This is a genomic window from Martelella sp. K41-7 (assembly GCF_055808365.1).
This window is the reverse complement of sequence record NZ_CM147867.1, coordinates 4,257,815-4,279,830: the sequence shown is the minus strand read 5'-3', so window position 1 is coordinate 4,279,830 and position 22,016 is coordinate 4,257,815. Positions and strand designations below refer to the sequence as shown.

17 protein-coding genes and 2 pseudogenes are annotated in these 22,016 nt (G+C 60.5%); 7 read left to right on the top strand and 12 right to left on the bottom strand.

Translation table 11 applies throughout. The features are described from left to right. Position 1 precedes the first annotated feature (1 nt). The 6 genes from pstA to AC0L7L_RS20215 form a co-directional block, all read right to left on the bottom strand. Positions 2 to 1,303 (bottom strand): phosphate ABC transporter permease PstA, encoded by a 1,302-nt coding sequence (gene pstA / locus AC0L7L_RS20240; protein ID WP_473511034.1) that lies wholly within the window; start codon positions 1,301 to 1,303, stop codon positions 2 to 4. Then, positions 1,300 to 2,787, bottom strand: coding sequence for a phosphate ABC transporter permease subunit PstC (pstC, locus tag AC0L7L_RS20235; RefSeq protein WP_272213973.1), 1,488 nt, complete (start codon positions 2,785 to 2,787; stop codon positions 1,300 to 1,302). Before pstC ends, pstA begins: the two co-directional genes overlap by 4 nt. Positions 2,788 to 2,891: 104 nt before the next feature. After that, entirely contained in the window at positions 2,892 to 3,932 is a 1,041-nt protein-coding gene (locus tag AC0L7L_RS20230) for a substrate-binding domain-containing protein (RefSeq protein WP_272213970.1), read from the bottom strand. A 169-nt stretch (positions 3,933 to 4,101) separates the two neighbouring features. Then, positions 4,102 to 5,283, bottom strand: coding sequence for a phosphate regulon sensor histidine kinase PhoR (gene phoR / locus AC0L7L_RS20225; protein ID WP_473514026.1), 1,182 nt, complete (start codon positions 5,281 to 5,283; stop codon positions 4,102 to 4,104). A 154-nt stretch (positions 5,284 to 5,437) separates the two neighbouring features. Continuing rightward, positions 5,438 to 5,710: a hypothetical protein gene (locus AC0L7L_RS20220; protein ID WP_473511031.1), complete on the bottom strand. Its 273-nt coding sequence runs from the start codon at positions 5,708 to 5,710 to the stop codon at positions 5,438 to 5,440. Positions 5,711 to 5,750: 40 nt separating this feature from the next. Further along, on the bottom strand, positions 5,751 to 6,710 hold the full coding sequence (locus AC0L7L_RS20215; protein WP_473511029.1) for a hypothetical protein: 960 nt from the start codon (positions 6,708 to 6,710) through the stop codon (positions 5,751 to 5,753). Positions 6,711 to 6,933: 223 nt separating this feature from the next. On the opposite strand from AC0L7L_RS20215, the gene AC0L7L_RS20210 reads away from it, so the two are divergent. The 5 genes and pseudogenes from AC0L7L_RS20210 (at position 6,934) to xylA (ending at position 13,176) form a co-directional block, all read left to right on the top strand. Then, complete coding sequence (locus tag AC0L7L_RS20210; protein ID WP_473511027.1) at positions 6,934 to 7,842, top strand: DeoR/GlpR family DNA-binding transcription regulator; 909 nt, start codon at positions 6,934 to 6,936, stop codon at positions 7,840 to 7,842. 45 nt (positions 7,843 to 7,887) lie between these two features. Then, complete coding sequence (locus AC0L7L_RS20205) at positions 7,888 to 9,042, top strand: extracellular solute-binding protein (RefSeq protein WP_473511025.1); 1,155 nt, start codon at positions 7,888 to 7,890, stop codon at positions 9,040 to 9,042. 226 nt (positions 9,043 to 9,268) lie between these two features. Beyond that, positions 9,269 to 10,298, top strand: a pseudogene (locus AC0L7L_RS20200) (LacI family DNA-binding transcriptional regulator). Between the two features lie 33 nt (positions 10,299 to 10,331). Continuing rightward, on the top strand, positions 10,332 to 11,789 hold the full coding sequence (xylB, locus tag AC0L7L_RS20195) for a xylulokinase (RefSeq protein ID WP_473511023.1): 1,458 nt from the start codon (positions 10,332 to 10,334) through the stop codon (positions 11,787 to 11,789). Between the two features lie 75 nt (positions 11,790 to 11,864). Beyond that, a pseudogene (gene xylA / locus AC0L7L_RS20190) lies at positions 11,865 to 13,176 on the top strand (xylose isomerase). Positions 13,177 to 13,239: 63 nt separating this feature from the next. Here xylA and AC0L7L_RS20185 read toward each other — a convergent pair. From AC0L7L_RS20185 to AC0L7L_RS20165, 5 genes are all read right to left on the bottom strand, one after another. Beyond that, complete coding sequence (locus tag AC0L7L_RS20185; protein ID WP_272213957.1) at positions 13,240 to 13,887, bottom strand: DUF1062 domain-containing protein; 648 nt, start codon at positions 13,885 to 13,887, stop codon at positions 13,240 to 13,242. A gap of 415 nt (positions 13,888 to 14,302) precedes the next feature. Further along, a complete protein-coding gene (locus AC0L7L_RS20180) occupies positions 14,303 to 15,130 on the bottom strand; it encodes an SDR family NAD(P)-dependent oxidoreductase (protein WP_473511021.1) in 828 nt (275 codons plus the stop codon). 110 nt (positions 15,131 to 15,240) lie between these two features. Beyond that, positions 15,241 to 16,326 (bottom strand): FAD-binding oxidoreductase, encoded by a 1,086-nt coding sequence (locus AC0L7L_RS20175; protein ID WP_473511019.1) that lies wholly within the window; start codon positions 16,324 to 16,326, stop codon positions 15,241 to 15,243. A 1-nt stretch (position 16,327) separates the two neighbouring features. Beyond that, complete coding sequence (locus AC0L7L_RS20170) at positions 16,328 to 17,572, bottom strand: aromatic ring-hydroxylating oxygenase subunit alpha (RefSeq protein WP_272213951.1); 1,245 nt, start codon at positions 17,570 to 17,572, stop codon at positions 16,328 to 16,330. 158 nt (positions 17,573 to 17,730) lie between these two features. Then, positions 17,731 to 18,105, bottom strand: a complete 375-nt coding sequence (locus tag AC0L7L_RS20165) for a RidA family protein (protein ID WP_473511017.1) — start codon at positions 18,103 to 18,105, stop codon at positions 17,731 to 17,733. Positions 18,106 to 18,173: 68 nt separating this feature from the next. Between AC0L7L_RS20165 and AC0L7L_RS20160 the strand changes: the two genes are divergently transcribed. Together AC0L7L_RS20160 and AC0L7L_RS20155 are read left to right on the top strand one after the other, a co-directional pair. After that, positions 18,174 to 19,151, top strand: coding sequence for an L-threonylcarbamoyladenylate synthase (locus AC0L7L_RS20160; protein WP_473511015.1), 978 nt, complete (start codon positions 18,174 to 18,176; stop codon positions 19,149 to 19,151). A gap of 4 nt (positions 19,152 to 19,155) precedes the next feature. Next, positions 19,156 to 20,583: an FAD-binding oxidoreductase gene (locus tag AC0L7L_RS20155; protein WP_473511013.1), complete on the top strand. Its 1,428-nt coding sequence runs from the start codon at positions 19,156 to 19,158 to the stop codon at positions 20,581 to 20,583. 6 nt (positions 20,584 to 20,589) lie between these two features. On the opposite strand, the gene AC0L7L_RS20150 is transcribed toward AC0L7L_RS20155, so the two are convergent. Next, positions 20,590 to 21,987: an MATE family efflux transporter gene (locus AC0L7L_RS20150; RefSeq protein WP_473511011.1), complete on the bottom strand. Its 1,398-nt coding sequence runs from the start codon at positions 21,985 to 21,987 to the stop codon at positions 20,590 to 20,592. Positions 21,988 to 22,016 lie beyond the last annotated feature (29 nt).

Here is a 22,016-nt window from a genome sequence, read left to right as displayed (position 1 = left end):
CCTACCAGCGTCGTTCGAAACGACGGCGCAGGATCACCGCCGTGACGTTCATCAGGATCAGGAAGGCCAGAAGCACGATGATGGCGGCGGAGGTGCGCTCGACAAAGGCACGCTCGGCCTCGCCCGCCCACATGTAGATCTGTACCGGCAGTGCCGTCGCGGGGTCAAACGGGCTTGCCGGATAATCCGCCACGAAGGCGACCATGCCGATCAGAAGCAGCGGTGCGGTTTCGCCGAGGGCCTGGGCCAGGCCGATAATTGTGCCCGTCAGAATACCGGGCATGGCCAGCGGCAGGACATGATGGAACACGGCCTGCATTTTCGAGGCGCCGACGCCTAGCGCCGCCGAACGGATCGAGGGCGGCACGGCCTTCAGCGCAGCCCGGGTGGCAATGATGATTGTCGGCAGCGTCATCAGCGTCAGCACCAGCCCGCCGACCAGTGACGCAGAGCGCGGAAGCCCCATGAAGCCGATGAACACCGCAAGGCCCAGTAGACCGAAAACAATCGAGGGAACAGCGGCCAGATTGTTGATATTGACCTCGATGAGATCCGTGAACCTGTTCTTCGGCGCGAATTCTTCAAGATAGATCGCCGAGGCCACGCCGATCGGCAGTGCCAGCAGCAGCACCACACCCAGCATGTAGAGCGTGCCGACAAAGGCCACGCCGATGCCAGCCGACTCAGGCCGGCTGGATGCGCCATGAGTGAAGAAGCCGGTGTTGAAAGACTTCCTAAGCAATCCATCAGCTTTCAGTTCGTCCATCCAGTGAAGCTGCTGGTCAGAGACGCGCCTGCTGGTCTCGGGCACGGAAAGGTCGATCTGGCCCTTGTTGGCGGAATCGATATCGGCAGATGCCAGAAGGCGCACATCAACGGTCTTGCCGATGACCGACGGATCCTTCGCCACCACATCGCGCAGCTCCACCCGACTGCTGCGAGAAACCATCCGCATCGCCTCGCGCATTTCCGGCCCGTTTGCAGGACTGATGCCCAGCGTGCCGGCGAGCGCGCCCTGTACCAGTTGCGGATAATCCGCTGTCAGCAGAAGGCTGGGATCTTCGTCGCGTCCGCCGTCCGGATCGATCACCGAAGCCTCGAAGGTAATCGGCAGGGTGATGGTCGTCTGCTGAAAGGCAGTATAGCCCTTGCCGACCACGGAAAACAAAAGTGCGCCCAGAAAGAAGATGCCAACGCAAATCGCGAGCAGGCCGGAAATGCGGAAACGGCGTTCGGCAGCATGGCGGCGTTTTAGACTCTTGCGGCGTTTTTCAGCCTGCTCCTTGCTGAATGTCCCGATCATTCGTACTGCTCCCGGTACTTGCGCACAATATAAAGCGCGTAAACATTGAGGCAGAGCGTAATCACGAACAGCGTCAGGCCGAGCGCGAAGGCAACAAGCGTCTGCGGGGTGTTGAACTCCAGATCGCCTGTCAACTGATTGACGATCTTGACGGTCACGGTCGTCATCGGCTCCAGCGGATTGAGCTGCAACTGCGCGGCAACACCAGCGGCCAGAACCACGATCATGGTCTCGCCGATCGCGCGCGATGCTGTCAGCAGCAGTGCGCCTGCAACACCGGGAAGAGCCGCGGGCAGGACCACGCGTTTGATGGTTTCGGATTGCGTGGCGCCAAGGCCGAGTGAGCCCTTGCGCAGGCTATCGGGAACCGCATTGATGATATCATCGGATAGCGAGGAGACGAAGGGGATCAGCATGATGCCCATCACCACGCCCGCCGTCAGCACCGACTGCGCCTCGATGAAATTGCGATAACTGCCGGTGAAAAGCCCGTTCAGTTCCGCGGAGATATCGCGCAGCAGCGGACCGACGGTCACCAACGCGAAAAAGCCGTAGACGATGGTCGGAATGCCCGCAAGCACTTCCAGCAGCGGCTTGGCGACCGAGCGCAATCTGGGTCCTGCATATTCCGACATGTAAATCGCGGCATAAAGCCCGATCGGCACGGCAACCGCCATGGCAACGAGCGAGATGTAGAGCGTACCGGCAAGCAGCGGGATAAGCCCGAACTGACCGGGCGATCCGCTCTCTCCAGCAGCGGCGAAGCGCGGATCCCAGACTGTACCGAAGAAGAAATCGGCCGGCGGCACTTGAGAAAAGAACCTCAGCGATTCCGTCAGCATCGACAGTACAATGCCGACCGTTGTCAGGATCGCAATCGTCGATGCAAGGAGAAGGGCGGCAAGAACGGCCTGTTCAACGCGGTTGCGCGCCTGAAACGAAGGCCGGACCGCGCGATAGGCGAGAGCGAACGACATCAGAGCGAGCGCCAGCACCGCAGCCGCCATAGCCGCGCCCGAACGCGCCGAAAGCGTATTGAGCCGCTCGGCCGCGGACAGCACATAGGGTTCGGGCGAGGCGGCAAGCGGAATGCCGTTGCGGGCGAGGACAGCGCGGAGAACGCCAGCATCCTCGTCGACACTTGCACGCGCTTCCTCAGGCAATTGCCGCAGGCCATAGGCAACGGAAATCACGGTATTATAGGTGAGGCTCTGGGCGGAGGCCGGCTGCTCTTTCACGCTTTCGGGGAAATCGTTTCGGACTTCCGCGCCGATGACCAGCGGGCTGACCACCATCCACACCGCCATCAGCAGCACCGCCGGCACAATCGCGGCAATCGCCACGAAGCTGGCGTGATGCGCCGGGCGCGAATTCAGCCGCGTCCGGGTTTCACCGGCGAGCGCATAGGCCTTGGCGCGGGCCGAAAAATATCCGGCAACGCCAAGCGCGACCACCAGCGCCAGAATGATCAAAAAGACATGCATTATGTCGTTCCAGACCGTCCGGGATTTCCGGACCCTTGATTTCGGCCGCCCCCAGGTTTCTGGGCACCAGCCGGATTTTCAGTTCTCTCTTCGGCGGCGCCTGCCTAATCTTCCGGCGACATCAGCGCATCCTCGAACGCAGCAAGGATTTCGGCGCGCTGTTGTTCCGATGCCGGCACAAGACCATATTCGGCAAGTGGGCCATAGGGACCGGCCATGTTTTCCGACAGGAAGAACGCAACATATTCGCGCAAACCCGGGATCGCCCCGACATGCGCCATCTTGACGTAGAAAAACAGTGGCCGGGACACCGGATATTCGCCGGACGCAACCGTTTCGACAGTGGGGGTAACCCCGGAAATCGTCGCCACTTTCAGCTTGTCGGCATTGTTATCGTAAAACGACAGGCCGAAAACGCCGAGAGCGGTCCGGTCGGCTGCCACCCGCGCCAGCGTTTCGGTATAATCACCGTCGATCCCTGGCGCCCGCCCGTCCCGGCGCACCGCAATGCAAGTGTTTTCACCCTGCTTTTCGCCGAACATTTCGGTCAGCACGGGCAGCGAATCGGCTTCCTCGCAGCCAACCGCCAGCACCTTTTCCTCAAAGACCTCGCGCGTGCCGTGCTTTTCGCCGGGAATATAGGCCTTGATCTCCGTATCGGGCAGTGCCGGATTAACCTCGGACCAGAGGGTGTAGGGGTTCTTCACCAGTTGACCATCAATCACCAGTTCAGCCGCAAGCGCGCGGTAAAGATCAAGCGGCGTCAACGCCATCTGCGGCATCGAGGAGGCCGTGGCAAACACGATGCCATCATACCCGAAAGCCACTTCCGCGATCTCCGTCACGCCATTCATCGCGCAGTTTTCGATCTCGCCAGGGCGGATCGGCCGCGACGCATTGGCGATGTCGATGGTGCGCGGCCCGACGCCCCTGCAGAATTCCTTCAGCCCTGCCGACGACCCACCCGACTCCACGATCGGCGTCTTGTAGTCCGGGTAGATCTCGCCAAAGGTCTCGGCAACGATCTTGGCATAGGGCAGAACGGTCGACGAACCGGCAATCTGTATCTGATCGCGTGCCTGGGCCGACCCGATGGCAGATATTGCGAGAAACAGCGCAACAGCAGGCAAAACGAAATGCTTCATGGCGCATCCCTTGCGGGGTTATGAGTTTGCACCGTTTAACCCGATGCTTGGTCAGCTCCCGCTGCAAACAGCCGGAACCGGACTGGCCCGGTTTTATGTCATTTTTGATTCAATTTTATGACAGACCAGAGCTTTGTTTTTATGACGTTTTTTTGAACCCGCAAATCAATCAGAATCGCACCGTAAAGGTGGTCCCATTGCCGACCGCGGATTTGACCACTAGCCGCGCACGGTGTCGGGTGAGGATGTGCTTGACGATCGCAAGTCCCAGCCCCGTGCCTTTCTTCGACCGGCTGTCAGCCACCGAAACCCGGTAAAACCGCTCCGTCAGACGCGGAACATGTTCGGCGGGAATGCCGGGACCATAATCGACGACGGACACTTCCGCAGCGCCGTTTTCCAGCGCCTTCAGATAGACATCGACGCGCCCCCCGTCGGCCCCGTATTTGCATGCATTTTCGATCAGGTTTTCGAACACTTCCAGTAGCTCATCATTGTCGCCGTTCACCGTGACCTGCTCTTCCGGCAGGAACAGATTGATCGCGACTTCGAGGTCCTGGGCAAGCGGCAGCAGGCTGTCGCGCACATGCTCCAGAAGCGCGTTGAGCCTGACCTTCTGTTCCGGCGAGAGATGAGCCTTGGCTTCCAGACGCGAAAGCGACATCAGGTCGTCGACAAGCCGGCTCATACGGTTTGCCTGATCGAGCATGATCGGCAGGAAACGTTCCTGCGCCTTGGTGTCGTGTTTGGCGGGGCCTTGCAGGGTTTCGATATAGCCACGCAGTGAGGCAAGCGGCGTTCTCAGCTCATGGCTGGCATTGGCCACGAAATCGGAGCGCATCCGGTCGATCCGGCGAGCCTCGGAGATATCACGGAGAACCAGCAGAAACACCGGATTGCGTCCCGGTTCGGTCGCCACCGGGGCCGCCCGGACGAGATAGACGCGCTCAGACGGCAGACGTTCGGAATATTCGATCTGGTTGGCGCGACCATTGGCCAGCGTATCACGGATGATATCGAGAACGCCGGGCGCCCTCATGCGGGCTGAAATGTGCGATCCGAGCGGGAAAGTACCGAAGGTGCTGCCAGCGGAGCGGTTCTGATAAAGCACCGTGCCATCGGCTGCGAGAAGATAGATGCCGAGATCAATCTCTTCGAGAAAGCGCGACAGCTCGACGAAATCGGGGAGCAGATCGGCCGGTTGCTCGTCCACATCGTGCTGTTGGGGCGTTCCGGCTTCCGGGCTTTGCGCCACCAGCGACGCAGCGGCAAGGATCAGCCAGCCGAGACCGGCAGCGACAGGATGAAGTGAGCCGAAGAATATGGCCGCAAAAGCCAACGCGGCCGCCATAAACAGGACAATGCGCGCACGCGCCGCACGCGTTGCGATTTCCCTGACTGTCTGCTTCAGACGGTTCACCTGACGTCCTTAGAATTCTTGCAAAAAGAGCTGCTTATACGTCTTTTGTGACAGGCGTATTCACACCTGCAAAAAACAAACGGTCTCAATCTGCGGCGCGTACGCGTATGGCAAAAATGTCGAGCGGTGCACCTGATCCACTGAGGTCACTGGAAATCATCATCCGCGTGGGCAGAACCCCGCCCTGCGTCGGGTCGAGCCGCACGACGAGACTGTCTCTGTGGACGCTCGGCGTGAAGCGGTGACGCTGACATCCCTCGATGGTGCCGTCGGCACAGTAAATCCCCACAGGCTGACCGACGCCATCAGGTGCCAGGACGCTGGCTTCGAAAAGAACCGGGCCCTCCTCAAGCATCATCCGAACCGCCGTCGGCAATGCAACCGCGACCGCCCCGGCATCACCGGTGGCCTGTGACGCGACCTGAACTGCGGGCGCGCCATCGACCGTAACATTGGCAACGCGCGCCGATGCGCCCGGCACAAGCCCGTTGGAGGCACCAGGCTGAAACACATCTCGTCCAGCTGGATGCACCTTCAAAATCCTCCGCTTCAATCCGAAGTGCGGGGTTGGGCACCGCCGTATCGAGCGAATTTGGGTTGAACGTGAAATTTGAGCTGACCACCCACCAGCCGCCAAAAACGAGGAACGCAAGCACGATGACGGCGATCAAAAGCCGCGCAAAACGCCCGCGCTTGCGCGGAACCCGCTCGGACCTTACCGCTCGCCGCGCTTTCTGCTTCTTCTTCGGACGTTGCCGGTCGGAGGCTTTGAGTGTGCCGCCGACAGGCCGGCGTTCTTCCGATACGACCGAAATGTCATCAACGGCGGAAAGCTCTTCGCTATCAAGATGCCCTGTTTCCCGCCGGTCATCCGGGGAAACGGCGAAATCTGCTTCGGTAAAGTCAGTGTCCGCCCGCCCCTCGGCTCTGACGACCGGACTTTCAGGATAATCGAAGTGCGCCTCCGGTTCGCCATCCATATCGAGGGCGGAAATCCCGGATTCAGCCCGCCGGCCGGGATCGAAGGCCGGTTCTGCAGGGATCGAGGGCTCGGCCGGTGCTGCAGGTTTTTCGGGCATGCGTCCAACGGCAAATGGATCGTCGAACACAGCCGGGCGGGGCTGACGCGCTTCACGCGCCTTGCGGGCGGCATCAGCCTCTTCACGTTCAATCGCCGTGATAACCTCGTCCAGCCGGCGCCGCTGGCGTGCAACCGCTTTGCTATCGGTAATGCCCTGCTTGGCAAGTCCGCTTTCAAGCGCCTGCCTTGCGGACTGATAGACCCGCGCCCGCTGATTGGTATCCTCCCGGTCGGTGCTTTCCAGCGCCTTTCTGATGGCTTGTTCCAGTCCGCTCACAATTTCATCCCGTCACGTTTCATCAGGCCTTCTCAACGCTATTGACAGTGTTTCACCCCTTCGATCAAGGTAAAACAGCGCGCAACGCCACTCTCGACCCTACAGGTAGCCGACCGTGCAGTAACGCAGAAGCGTTTCAAAGCGTTGCAAAAGCAGTCGAAAAATGTCTCCCTTGGGAAAATTAGGCCGCGGCAACTGCATGCGGATGAGCCCCGGGGGATCCATGTCGCAAACTTTCCGTCTCGATGATCTGATGCAGATGGCCCGTGAGGAAGGCCGGATTGTGGCCGAAGAGGCCGCGCAGCGCCTCGGCGTCACGGTGCAGACGATCCGCCGCGACCTTTTGAAACTGTCGGAAGCCGGCAAGCTTACCCGCGTCCATGGCGGCGCGGTTCTGGCCTCAGGAACCAGCAATATCGGCTATGCCGACCGGCGGGCGCTCAATCCCGATAAAAAGGAAGCGATCGCGGCTGCCTGTGCGGCGAACATTCCAGACAATGCCGCAATCTTCATGAATATCGGCACCACCACGGAGGCGGTGGCTCGTCAGTTGCTCGGCCATCGCGGCATTCTTGTGGTCACCAACAATATCAATGTCGCCAATACGCTGGTTGCCAACCCCGACTGCGAAATCGTGGTCGCAGGCGGGCAGTTGCGTCGTACTGATGGCGGGCTGGTCGGCACCCTTGCCAACAATATTGTCGAACAGTTCAAGTTTGACCTCGCCATCATCGGTTGCTCGGCAATGGACGATGACGGCGACCTGCTCGATTTCGACATGATGGAGGTCGGCGTCAGCCAGACGGCCGTTCGACGCGCGCGAAAGACCTTTCTGGTGGCCGATCATTCGAAATTCGCCCGGTCCGCCCCCGCGCGCATCGCATCGCTTGCCGATATCGACACCTTTTTACCGACCGAGCTCTGGAGCCGCACCTCACAGCGCGATGTGCAGCCTGGAATACCCGGATCGTCGTCGCCTGATCGCCCCCGCGCAATCCGACTTTCGGCGCGTGACACCAAAATAACTGTCAGACGGCTTCAGAGGGAACAAAAGCCCCCTGCCCGCTTTGTTAACGCAAGCGGCCGGGGTGGGGCGCATGCCTTGAAAACAATGAAACGAACGATGTTGTAGCGCGGCTCACCCAGCCCGGCGCAACAATGACGCGGAGTGCGGAATTTGGCGAAGACACTGAAAGGACTGACCTGGAGCCATCCTCGCGGGTTCGACCCGCTGGAGGCGGCTTCGCGTCAATGGCGCGCCGAAACCGGTGTCTGCATCACATGGGAAAAGGGCACTCAGCAGGATTTCACGGATGTTCACACCGCTGAACTGGCCAAGGCCTACGACCTCCTGATCATAGACCACACGCATCTCGGGCGCCTGACGCAGGGCAAATGCCTGCTGCCACTGGATATCGAAGGACGGGAAGATGCCCGCCGGGAGGTTGAGCGTGGCGCTGTCGGTGCGACCTGTCAGAGTTTTCATTTCCGGGACAGGCAATGGGCCTTTCCGATAGATGCTTCAGCGGAGGTCATGGCCTTTCGCCACGACCGAGCGCCGGAAGTACCCGCGGACTGGGAGGCGCTGATGCACCTCGCACGAAAAGGCAAGGTCCTGCTGCCGCTGCGCACGCCGCATGCCCTGATGGTGTTTTTCACCATAGCCGCCGGGCTCGGCACACCATGCCGCGCAGAACAGCAAGGACCGCTAATCGGTGAGGATGAGGGCATCGTCGTCTATGAATATCTCGCCGAGCTTGCCCGCCTTGTTCCGGAGGAAAACCTGACAATGGATCCTGTCGCGGTGCTGGAACGGCTGGCCAGCGGTGAGACAAAAGCCTCGGTTGCACCCTTCATATCCGGCTATGTGAATTATGCAGTCGACGGCTTTCGCGCCAACCGCCTGGCCTTCACAAGTGTTCCTGCAATCAACGGCGATAGCCCGGCAAGTTCCACGCTCGGTGGCACCGGCATTGCCGTCTCCGCCGCATCCTCAAACGCCGAAGAGGCGCTTGATTTCTGCCACTGGATCGCAAGCGGGCCGGTTCAGTCGACACTTTATGCCGAGGCCGGGGGACAGCCTGCCCATAAACAGGCCTGGGAGAGCGCAGAGGTGAACGATGCCGTGTACAATTTCTACCGCCAGACCCGCGAGGCAGTCGAGCATGCCTTTGTCCGGCCCCGCCATGACGGCTATCACCACTTCCAGCAGGAGGCCTCCGACGTCATCATAGAGGCGCTGCGCACCGACGTGCCGCCAATCGCGGTCATCGGCCGCCTCAACAAACTGTTCGAAGACAGTTTTTCAAATGGTTCTATGGCAGAAATTTAAACCGTCTCGAGAAAAGATGTCCGTCAGCAATCAACATTGCCGGCCCGGTTGTGACGCCGTTTCGCGTGGCCTGAAACAGCGGAATTCACGGGAATCTCGTCTGATCTACTATTTTTGATTTACGTACATCATTTTTAACGCTATAGTCCTTCTCAACGAAGACCGGAAAGGTCTCGGGCGGGGCCGTTCAGCCCCGGTGAGGAGCGAAACAAACTAGGCGGACGATATGCGCCCAACCGTACATGACATTGCTGCCGAAGCAGGCGTCAGTCTTGCGACCGTCGATCGCGTGATGAATGCGCGGCCCGGCGTCCGGGAGAAGACCAGGGTCAAGGTGGAGCAGGCCATTGAAAAGCTAGGCTATGTCCGCGATGTTGCAGCCGCGAACCTCGCCAAAGGACGATCCTATCCCTTTACCTTTATTCTGCCGTGCAACGAGAACGCCTTCATGGCCGAACTGCGCGCGGCAGTCATTCAGGCAAATGAGCGCGGGCGGATCGAACGCACACAGATCACCATTGTCGACGTTCCCGCCTTCGATGCCGACGCCCTGTCCGACGCGCTGCTTGCTGCCGGCGAAACTGATACTGCCGGTATTGCTGTGGTCGCCATCGAGGCCGACCCCGTGCGCGAGGCCGTCCGCAAACTGACCGAAAGAGGCATTCCGGTCGTCACTCTCGTCTCCGATCTCGAAGACAGCACCCGCGATCATTATGCCGGCGTCGACAACCCCGCAGCCGGCCGCACAGCGGCGACATTGCTGGGGCGGTTTCTCGACGCGCGCAACGGCGCAATCGGTGTGCTGGCCGGTTCGCTTTCGGTGCGTGACCACCAGAACCGGTTTGCCGGATTTTCGCAAATCATGGCCGCGCATTTTCCAAACCTGACCATCCTGCCGCCCATGGAAGGCCGGGACGATCTCGCCCCTCGCACGCAGCCTGGTTTGCGAAGCAGTCGATACCCATCCGGACATGATCGGCCTTTACAGTCTCGGCGCCGGTAATCGCGGCCTGATCGCCGCACTGGAAGAGACCCGCGCCAAAGGCCGTGAAATCGTCACGATCGCACATGAGCTTTCGGTACATTCACGCGAAGCGCTCGAGAGCGGACTGTTTGATGTCATCCTCAATCAGGACGCCGGCCACGAAGTGCGAAGCGCAATTCGCGTGCTGAAGGCCAAGGCGGACGGCCTCGCGGTGATCGCCGCGCAGGAGCGTATCCGCATCGATATCTTCATCAAGGACAATCTGCCGTGACAAGGCAGCACCTCACAACAAGGGAGGAAAGACATGTATCTCGGGCTTGACCTCGGTACCTCCGGCCTCAAGGCCATGCTGATCGACGAACACCAGAAGGTGATCGCCAGTGCCGACGCGCCACTGACCGTTCAGCGCCTGCATCACGGCTGGTCGGAACAGAACCCGTCAGACTGGATCGCCGCTTGCAAGATCGCCGTTGGTCGTCTGGCGGAGCGTCATCCGGCAGAGCTTTCAGCCGTAAAAGGCATCGGCCTGTCCGGCCACATGCATGGTGCGACCATGGTGGACGCCGCCGGCGACGTTCTGAGACCGTGCATCCTGTGGAACGACACCCGCTCCTATGTGGAAGCCGCGCAACTGGATGACGACCCGCGTTTCCGCGCGATCACCGGCAATATCGTGTTTCCCGGCTTCACCGCACCGAAACTCGTCTGGGTCAGGAAAAACGAGCCGGAAATCTTCGCGAAAGTCGCCAAGGTTCTCCTGCCGAAGGATTATCTGCGCTTCTGGCTGACCGGTGAATATATCTCGGAAATGTCGGATTCGGCTGGCACGTCCTGGCTGGACACGGCAAAACGCGACTGGTCCGACGAACTGCTGGCCGCCACAGAGCTGCGCCGCGAACAGATGCCGGCGCTCGTCGAAGGGTCTGAGGCCGGCGGCACGCTGAAACAGGTTCTGGCCTCCGAATGGGGCATGACAGGCCCGGTCGTGGTGGCCGGCGGCGCCGGCGACAACGCGGCCTCCGCCTGCGGAATGGGTACCGTTGCCGATGGGGCAGCCTTTGTTTCGCTCGGCACCTCCGGCGTGCTTTTTGCCGCCAATGACCGCTATCGTCCAAAGCCGGAATCGGCCGTCCATGCCTTCTGCCACGCCCTTCCCGGCACCTGGCACCAGATGGGTGTGATCCTTTCGGCCACCGATACGCTGAACTGGTATGCCAAGGTGACCGACAAGAGCCCGGCCCAGCTTTCAACCGAAGTCGGCGAACAGCTCCAGGCACCAACTGATGTGACCTTCCTGCCTTATCTTTCCGGCGAGCGGACACCGCATAATGACGCCGCCATTCGCGGCGCCTTCATCGGCCTTGCCCATGAGAGTGATCGTGCGGCGATGACCCGGGCGGTCATGGAAGGTGTCGCCTTTGCACTGCGCGACAATCTGGAGGCGTTACGCGCCGCAGGCACAGAGCTTACCCGCATTACCGCAATCGGCGGCGGATCGCGCTCGCGCTACTGGCTGAAGGCCGTGGCAACAGCCCTCAACCTGCCGATCGATATCCCCGCAGATGGCGACTTCGGCGCCGCGTTCGGCGCTGCCCGTCTCGGCCTTCTGGCTGCGACCGGCGCCGACCCGCTTGCCGTCTGCACCCCGCCGGAAACGGCGGAAACAGTTGCCCCCGAGACGGCCCACACCGCCGCCTTCGAGGAGGCCTATCAGCGTTTCCGGGCGCTGTATCCGGCCATCAAAAACCTTTCCGGAAACTGACGCGAAAAGCGGGCATCTACCAAGACAGACCCCGCCGCTTACAGAAAATGACAAACCCAACAGGGAGTATCCAAGATGAGCACCGGCTTTTTCGGCGACATCACCAAAGTCCAGTATGAAGGCCCCGAAAGCGAAAATCAGCTTGCCTTCAAACATTACAACCCCGACGAAATCGTCATGGGCAAACCGCTGAAGGAACATCTGCGTTTCGCCATCGCCTACTGGCATTCGCTGGCCTGGGAAGGCGGCGACCCCTTTGGCGGCCGCACCTTCGACCGCCCGTGGTATGACGGCGGCATCGACAAGGCCAAGCTCAAGGCAGACGTCGGCTTCGAGCTGTTCACCCTGCTCGGCGCGCCTTACTACTGCTTCCACGACGTCGATATCTCGTCCCGAAGGCAATAGCTTTGCTGAAAACACGAAGTACCTGAACGAAGTCGTCGACTATCTTGGTGAAAAGCAGGAAGCAACCGGCGTCAAGCTGCTCTGGGGCACGGCCAACCTGTTCACCAACCGCCGCTTCATGTCCGGTGCCTCCACCAACCCGGACCCGGATGTCTTCGCGTTCTCGGCGGCGACCATCAAGACCTGCATGGACGCCACCAACAAGCTCGGCGGTGAAAACTATGTTCTGTGGGGCGGCCGTGAAGGCTATGAAACCCTGCTCAACACCGACATGGGCAAGGAACTCGACCAGATGGCTCGCATGCTGCACATGGTTGTCGAGTACAAGCACAAGATCGGCTTCAAGGGCCAGATCCTGGTTGAACCGAAGCCGCAGGAACCGACCAAGCATCAGTATGACTACGATGTTGCCACGGTTTACGGCTTCCTGCAGAAGCATGGCCTCGAAAAGGAAGTAAAGGTCAATATCGAGCAGGGTCACGCGATCCTCGCCGGTCACACCTTCGAGCATGAATTGGCACTTGCCCGCACGCTCGGCATTCTCGGCTCCATCGACATGAACCGCAACGACTACCAGTCTGGCTGGGATACAGACCAGTTCCCGAACAATGTTCCGGAAATGGCACTGGCCTACTACCAGGTTCTACTGAATGGCGGCCTCGGTTCCGGCGGCACCAATTTCGACGCCAAGCTGCGCCGTCAGTCGATCGACCCGGCCGACCTGCTCTATGGTCACATCGGTGGCATGGACAGCTGCGCACGCGGCCTGAAGGCTGCGGCCAAGATGGTTGAAGAAGGCGCCCTGCAGAAGCCACTCGACGAGCGCTATGCCGGCTGGAACGAGCCGACTGCCAAGAAGATGCTCGCCGGCGAAATGACGCTGGAAGACATCGCAACGATGGTCGAGAAAGACAATATCAATCCTGAGCCCAAATCCGGCCGTCAGGAATATCTCGAAAACATCGTCAACAAATACGTCTAATCACATAACGACTGTGATTTTGCATATCAGGACCGGGGCGCGAGAGTGCCCCGGTCCGTCTTGCTAGATTTTCGGTGGTGGCGATGTGCCTGTGGCCCGGGAAAGCCAGATCTCCCGCTGCCCGACCTCTGGGGACGGGACAATAACAATCCTGGTGCCGTCGCTGATCCGTCGTCGGAACATGTCGGCGCGTTCTGGCTCCGCACGGAGAACGCCCCTCTGTTGCAGCGCCTTCAGCTGCGATCGCGAGATGTCGAGCGCCGTTGCCAACAATCGGTCAAGGCGCTGGCTCACCGGTCGCGGAGCTGCCAGAACGATCTCCACGCGCGTGAAATTGGCGGGTTCCCTCAGAACAGTCCGCTCGATGTCGGCATCGGGGGTTTCATCAATCCGCCGTGTTTTTCGCCGCAGCGCCGCGAGGTTGAATGCCTCCGCCTCCACCCACTCCGGGTCGTTGGAGCGAAGCGCCTCGAGCGCGATGGGACTGATGTCGCGAACATTTCGCCGCTCGAAGATCGGCCTGTTCCAGGTTCGCTTGCACGTCACGCATTTGTAAATCAGCCAGGCATCGAGCCTGCGACCGTTGGCATTGAGCCGAACCTTGCCGCTTGATCGGAAAGGGCGAGGCTCCCCGCAACTGCCGCAGATGATCCAGGGTTGCGGTGCGGTGCGAGGCGTTATGGTCCAGCGGACCTTAAGTGAATTGCACATTTCGTCTTGGTCTTCCGTTCGGAAGTCCACCAAGAGGGTGCAGGAGAAAACCCTTGCGGGCGCGGCATGGCGATGTCGGGGGGTAGCTGAAGAGCTCAGGCAGCGGAACTGCGCTTGGCACATGGCAACAATGCCAGACCGGTCTCTTGCCGCCACCCGATGGACATAAATACACGCCGGCAGCACGCGGCAGGCCGGTGGTACGGGTGAAACTGGGTCGAGACCGGGATTACTTAGGCAAAGTTGACCTCTATGCGCCAATGCTCTTCGTCGGGGGTTTTAGCAGATGAACTGCGCGGCAGCGAGTCCGATCCTGTGAGCAAAAGCAGGATCGGCCGTGCTACGATAATTGTGCAACAAGATGGCGGACCGGGAGATCGGTCCTCGTGGAGGCTCTCGCGCTTCAGGCCTTTGTTTAGTCCAGGCCGGTAATCCGCAGCGCCCTGCCGTCCCCGGCGACAATCGTATCGATCTCTGCCGCCAGCACATCCCGGTCTTCCGGGCCCCGCAGCATCCGACCTGCGAGCTTGTCGAACCGTCCGCCGGCGATATCGGCGATCAGGGCCGCGGCTTTTGAAGGGGGAACGTTGATATTGTCCTCGAAGAGCTGCTGGATACCGGGCAGAAAGGTGCGGCCCGCCTCCGTGTTGAGCTGCATCTCGGTCATCGTCGTGCGCACCAGCCCCGGGTCAACGGCGAAGGCGAGCACGCCGCCGCTGGCCGTGGTGTCATTCAGGCATTCGGTGAAGCGCATAATTCCGGCCTTGCTGGACGCATAGCCGGAGCCATGGGGGAAGCTGGTGCCGGTTCCTCCACCGACCAGATTGACGATACGCCCCCTTCCCCGTTCAAGCATCGCCGGAGCGACCACTCGGCAGGTGTGGAAACAGCCGCGCAGGTTGATCTCGACATCGCCCCACCATTCGTCAGGATCGCATTCCCATATCGGACCGAAGGCGCGAAACGAGCCGTGGTTGTTGACCAAGCAGTCGATCGGTCCAATTTCCGAGACGATCGCGGCGAAGGTCGCCTCGACCGCTTCGCGATCAACGAGGTCAACCACATAGGCTTTCGCCTGACCGCCCTCCTTCTCGATCAGCGCCGCCGTCTCCCCGATCTGCGCGGCGGTGCGGGCAAGAACGGCAACCGTTGCACCGGTACGGGCCTGATGCAGGGCAATTTCACGCCCGATACCACGACCGGCACCGGTAACCACGGTCAATTTCCCCTGAAGATCGGCCATCTTTTCCTCCCACGAATGGCTGAACTGTCGTGCCGGAGCCCTCAAAAGAGCGTCGGCTCAACAATGTGAGGGGTGCAAGTCTGACCGACAGCTGAAGGCAACGCAAGGCATTAAGCCTCAACCTCCACATCCGAAAGCGGACGCGAGCAGCAGGCGAGGATATAGCCTTCCTCGATCTCGTCATCGAGAATGCCGCCGTTATGCTGCATGTCCACCTTGCCGGATTTGCACATGGTGCGGCAGGTACCGCAGATACCGCTCTCGCAGGCCGCCGGGATGCGCACACCGGCATTGCGCGCAGTCTGCAGGATGGTGAAACCGGGCTGCACCTCCGCTGTCACGCCAGAATCGGCGAATTCGACGGTAAAGAGCTTTTCCTCGTCGCCGCTATCGCCGACAAACACGGCTGGCTCCGACACTTCCGGCTTGAACGTCTCCTGGAAGTAATTGTTTTCCATATCGAAACTGGAGCTCTCAAGCGAATCCCTGACCGTTGCCATGAACGGATCCGGCCCGCAGCAGAACACCCGTCGCTCTAAAAAATCCGGGACCAGCAGCGCGATCTTGGCGCGGTCAATAAAGCCCCGCAGCCCTGACCAGAGCTGTGTGCGCTCAAGCTCGGTGACGATAAAACCGAGATTGAAGAAAGGCATGTAGCGCGCCTTGTACTCCAGCTCCCATCGAAAAATAATGTCGCTGGGCGAGCGGGCGCAGTGGATAAAGGCAATATCGGTGTCGGGGTCGCGGTCGCCGAGATCGCGGGTCATCGACATCATGGGCGTGATGCCGGAACCTGCCGAGATAAACAGATATTTATCCGCTGGATGCTGCACATAGGAAAAATCGCCCAGCGGCCCGATGGCCTTCAGTTTCATGCCCGGCTGAAGATTTTCAAACATCCAGCGCGTGCCGATACTGTCCTTTTGCGCCTTGACTGTCACCGCGATCGTGAACGGGCGCGTCGGGCTGGAGGAAATCGTATAGGTGCGCATGATCGGTTCGGGGCCAACCGGCAATTCCAGCGTGATGTATTGGCCCGGCAGGTAACGGAACCAGATGTTCTTTTCCTCTGCGCGGAATGTGAAGGTCATCACGTCCGGGGCCTCGGGCGTCCAGGCAACGCATTCCAGCATGTGCTCGCGACCATTCCATGGCACCATCTCGTCGATATGTTTGAATGTCTGCGGTTTGATCATATCAGGCGACGATGGAGAGAGGCGCGCTGCTGCCGGAAAGGCGATCGAGCGAGTTATTGACGTACCATTCGACAAATTGCATCACGCCGCCTTCATCCTCTTGTGAATAGGGGCCGGGTTCATAGGCCGGAGAACGAATGCCACGCGCGTTTTCCTCCACGATCTGACGGTCCTGATCATTGGTAAAGGTCCAGACATGGGTAAGCTCGTCGAGATCATAATCGATGCCCTCGACCGCATCCTTCGACACCAGCCATGTGGTGGTAACTTGCGTTTCCTCCGGCCCGATCGGCAGCACACGGAACGAGATCGCGTGGTCGCCCAGGAAATGGTTCCAGTTCGTTGGATAGTGAAACAGAACAAGCGCGCCGATGCCGGCAGCTGCCGTCTTCTCGCCCATCGGCTTTCGGACGGCCCGCTTGCCAGACATGGTGTAGCTTTCAGCACCGGCGATCAGCGGCATGCGGGCAATGCGGAACTGGCCATCAGGGTTCAGGAAGAACTTCGCCTCAAGGCCCGCCGCCTCGCAATGGGCCCAGTGCGCCTGGATCTCCGGATTATCCATCATGCCCTGAACACCGGTGACGGATGATGCCTCGGGATAGGTGCGGCAAAGCTCGGGATGGTTGCCCGCACAGTGATAGCATTCGCGGTTGTTTTCCCAGACAAGCTTCCAGTTGCCCTTTTCAATGATGGTGCTTTTGTGGGCGACCTTGGTCTCGCGAATATTGTGGGGCGCGAGATAGGGCGCGATGCCCTCGCGCAGCGAAGCGATATCGGGCGCTTCATCAGCGAGACAGATGAATATATAGCCCTCGATGCTCTCGCAATGCACCGGTTTCAGGCCAAACTGCGCACGGTCGAAATCCTCGCCCATATGGCGGACATATTGCAATGTGCCATCGAGATCATAGGTCCACTGGTGATAGGGACAGACCAGCTTGGCCGTTGTTCCCTTTTCGGCGGAGCAAACGCGCGATCCACGATGACGGCAGGAATTGTGCAGAGCCCGGATCTGTTTGTCGCGCCCGCGCGTCAGGATCACCGAATAATCGCCGACCTGGATCGTCAGGTAGTTTCCGGGGCGCGCCAGCTCGCAGTCATGGGCGACGAAAAGCCAGTCGCGATAGTAGAAATTCTCCATATCGACCCTGAAAATATCGGGGTCGGTATAGAAGGATCGCGGCAGCGAAAACCCGTCGCGGCGTTGCTTGAGCTCTTCGAGCATGATCTGGCGTGTCGTCATGGCGGCCTCCGGGGCGAAGACGGGCAATAACAACCATTAAATCACCGCCGATTGCGGCTCCGCGTCCCAATCACGACATGACTTTCGGAAATGACGACACCGGTTGCGTCGCGTGCGGGCTGCGCGTTCGGCGGCAGCCGCCTCGTTCCGCCTCCTTGTCAGACCGGCGCCAGCGCCGTGACCTCGATTTCGATCTTGTATTTCGGGTCAATCAGACCGCATTCGATCATGGTCGCCGCGGGCGGATGATCGCCGAAGGTTTCGGCAAGAAGCGGCCAGCAGGCTTTAAAATCTGCGGCATCCGGCAGGTAGTAGACAACCCGGACAATCTCGGCAAAGCCCGATCCGGCCTCATCAAGCGCGCGTTCGATGGCCTTCAGCGCCGAGCGGCACTGGCCGACGACATCTTCAGGAATATCACTCCCCTGCGCCGTTGTACCCGAAACGTGAACGAGGCCGCCCGCCGCCACCGCCCGGCAATATCCGATCCGGTTTTCATAAATCCCGCCAGAGGCAATCCGTCTCGTCACCATCAGAAAATCCTTTGTTGTACAGGGCCTTTGTTCTAAACGAGGATCGCTTAGATACGAACAGGTTTGTCATGGCGCGGATTATCGACATTAGCTGGGATGGGGAGGTTGCGCTCAACGAAGGTCGCGCGCTTCTGCTGGCGGGCGAGATCGTCGCCATCCCGACGGAGACCGTGTATGGGCTGGCCGCCGATGCCACCAATCCGGACGCGATTGCGAAAATCTACGCCGCCAAGGGCAGGCCCGCCTTCAATCCGCTGATCTGCCATATGTCCGGGCTCGCAATGGCCGAAGAATACGCCGATTTCTCACCGCTGGCGTGCCAGCTTGCCAAGGCTTTCTGGCCCGGTCCGCTGACGCTGGTTCTGCCGCTGAGCAAGGACGCCGCGATTGCTCCAGCGGCAACTGCAGGCCTGCCGACTGTGGGGGTGCGGGTGCCGCAAGGCTTTGCCGGACGGCTGATCGCCGAAACCGGCCGACCGCTGGCGGCCCCGAGCGCCAACACATCCGGCAGGATCAGCCCGACAACCGCCGCCCATGTTGCCGCCGATCTCGGGGAAAAGCTGCAGTTGATTGTCGATGCGGGTGCAGCAGCCGTCGGAGTGGAATCGACCATTTTGAAAGTTGAGAGCAATGCGATCACGCTTTTGAGGCCCGGCGGTATTTCGGTGGCTGACGTGGAAGCGCTGACGGGCCGCCCCGTTTTGCGCCCGCAGCACAAGACCGCCATTGTCGCGCCCGGCATGATGGTGTCGCATTACGCCCCGAGAGCCGCCGTGCGCCTCAACGCAATGCGAGTGGAAGACGGCGAGGCGCTGGTGCTGTGCGGCCCGCAGACGGTTGAAAACGCGGTCGCGGCGCACGCCACCTTCCAGCTGAGCGCAACCGGTGACCTTGCGGAAGCGGCGAGCCGGCTTTACGCCACAATGAAACAGGCAGACGCCAGCGGCGCCACCACAATCGCCTTTGCGCCCATTCCTGAAGGCGGCATCGGCGAGGCGATCAACGACCGGCTTTCCCGCGCTGCCGCTCCCCGGAAGGAAGACTGACCGCATGACCACGCCCGAACGCATAACCCGTTTTTCAGAGATTGTCGGCGCCGCCTACGCGCTGACCGAGGCCGCCGACATCGAGCCCTATCTGACCGAAAACCGAGGGCTTTACCGGGGCAGGACGGCATTGGTGCTGAAGCCCGGTTCGACGGAGGAAGTCTCCCAGATCCTGAAGCTTGCCAGCGAAACGAAAACGCCGGTTGTGCCGGCCGGCGGACGCACCGGCCATGTCGGCGGCCATGTGCCGCGCGAAGATGGCACCGACATCGTGCTGTCACTGGAACGGATGGACCGGATCCGCGCGGTCGACACCGCGGCCAATGTCATCGTAACCGATGGCGGCGCCATCCTCGCCGATGTGCAGAAGGCGGCAACCGAAAACAACCGGCTGTTCCCGCTTTCGCTGGGCTCGGAGGGCTCAGCCCGGATTGGCGGCAATCTCTCCACCAATGCCGGCGGCACGGCGGTGCTGGCCTATGGCAATATGCGCGCGCTCTGCCTCGGGCTCGAAGTGGTGCTGCCGACAGGCGAAATCTGGAACGGACTCAGAAGCCTGAAAAAAGACAATACCGGCTATGACCTGCGCGACCTTTTCATCGGCGCGGAAGGCACGCTTGGCATCATCACCGGCGCTGTGCTGAAACTTTTTCCGAAACCGCGCGGCCATCAGGTCGCTTTTGCTGCGGTTTCAACACCGGAAAAGGCGCTTTCACTGTTCGAACTGGCGTCCAACCGCTGCGCCTCGGCACTGACGGGTTTTGAGCTGATGGCCCGCATGGCCTTCGACTTCACCGTCCGCCACACCGAGGGCGCGCGCGACCCGCTTGCCGAAAAATACCCGTGGTACACATTGATAGATATTTCCACATCCGACAGCCAGCAATCCGCTGACACGATGATGGAAGCGCTGTTGGAAGAAGCCTTTGAACAAGGCCTCGTGGAAGACGCCGTGATCACCAAATCACAAGGCGAGATCGATGCGCTATGGCACATGCGCAACACCATGTCGGAAGCGCAGAAACCGGAGGGTGGCTCGATCAAGCATGATGTTTCCGTGCCGGTTTCCGCCATTCCCGCCTTCCTGCACACGGCGGATGCGGCGGTGATGGAGGCGATCCCCGGCGCGCGCATCTGTGCCTTCGGTCATCTCGGCGACGGCAATATCCATTACAATATTTCGCAGCCGGAAGGCGCCGACAAGGCAGCCTTCGTGGGACGCTGGGGCGAGATCAACGGTATCGTTCACGCCATCGTGCTTGCGCATCAAGGATCGATTTCGGCCGAGCACGGGATCGGCCGGCTGAAGCGCGACGAACTCGCCGAAATCCGCGAACCCATCGAAATCGAGCTGATGCACCGGATCAAGCGGGTCTTCGACCCTGCCGGGATCATGAATCCCGACAAGGTGCTGAAGGCCGATCCGCGCTAGAGCCGTTCAGGCTATCACCGCCTCACGGTGAAACATGCCCCAGCGTGCGCCGGTTTTCGCCCGGTGGTGCCACAGGACTGCCGCGACGAGGACGAGCATGGCGACATCGCTTGTTGGTGCAGCCATCCAGATCCCCTGCCTGCCAAACAGGAATGGCAGCGAAAAGATCAGTGGAATGTTGAACAGATAGGTCCGCCCGAGGCTCATCACGCCTGCGCCCAATGCCTTGCCAATCGCCTGGAAATAGCCTGACAGCACCATCACGGGCGCGACCACCACATAGGCAGCGGTGACAATGCGAACGATATGGGCAGCGGCCGCAATCGTTTGCGGATCATCGACAAACAGCGCAGCAATCGGCGTTGCGGCCAGGACAAACACCGCCTGCACGATCAAGCCGTAACATAGCCCGGTCAGAAGCCCGACAACCAGCGTGCGGTTCGACCGTTGATAGAGCGCGGCACCGTAATTGTTGCCGACAATCGACTGGCAGGCGAAGTTCAGCCCCATCAGCGGCAGGAAGGCAAAGGTCAGCAGCCTTGAGGCTATGCCGTAGGCGGCAATCGTCAGGTCATAGTCTTCACTGAACCACACCCTGACCGAGACCAGAATGCAGCCCGTTGAAAGACTGATGCCGATCAGCGACAGCGATTGCGGCAGGCCGAGGGCAATCGCCCGGCCCCAGGCTTCCGTCAGCGGCTTTCCGGTTCGCGCGAACAACCGGATCTGCGTCCGGCCTGAAAGCCGCAGGAGAACGACCGCCACAAGCGCCAAAAGCTGCGCTGCCAGCGTGCCGATGGCGGAGCCGGCGACACCCCAGCCGAGCAGCACGATGAAGATGAAGTTGAAGCCGATATTTGCAAGCGTGACCAGAACGCCGATCAGCGCCATCGTGGCGGGCCGGCCCTCCGAGCGCAGCGTGTCACCCTGAATGCTGATCAAAAATTGCAGCGGGCTGCCGAAGATCAAAAGCCCGATATAGGTTGCCGCCATAGCAGCAAGCCCGGCATCCCCGCCAGAAAGCCAGCCGATCAACGGCCGGCCGGCGAGCAGATAAACCGCCATCAGCGCCAGCGCGCAGACCATGGCCAGCGCTGTTGCCGATTGCATCGCCGATTGCGCACCAGCGCGATCACCGGCGCCCAGACGTCTGGCAAGGATCGAGGCCATGCCGGAGGCGACAAGTGTTGCCAGCGCGTTCAGCGCCATGAACAGCGGAAACACGAGCGTCACGGCGGCAAGCGCGCGCGGGCCGACATAGACGCCGAGGAAAATGGCATCGACTACGGTAAACAGCCCGTTGACCATCATCAGCAGGACGATGGGGGCTGCGGTTTTGAAATAAAGCGGCGCGACGGGGCCGGAGAGATAGGGGTTTGCGCCCGGTTCGGAAGCGGTATCCATGTCGTTGTCCCTCGGGACACTCATATCGC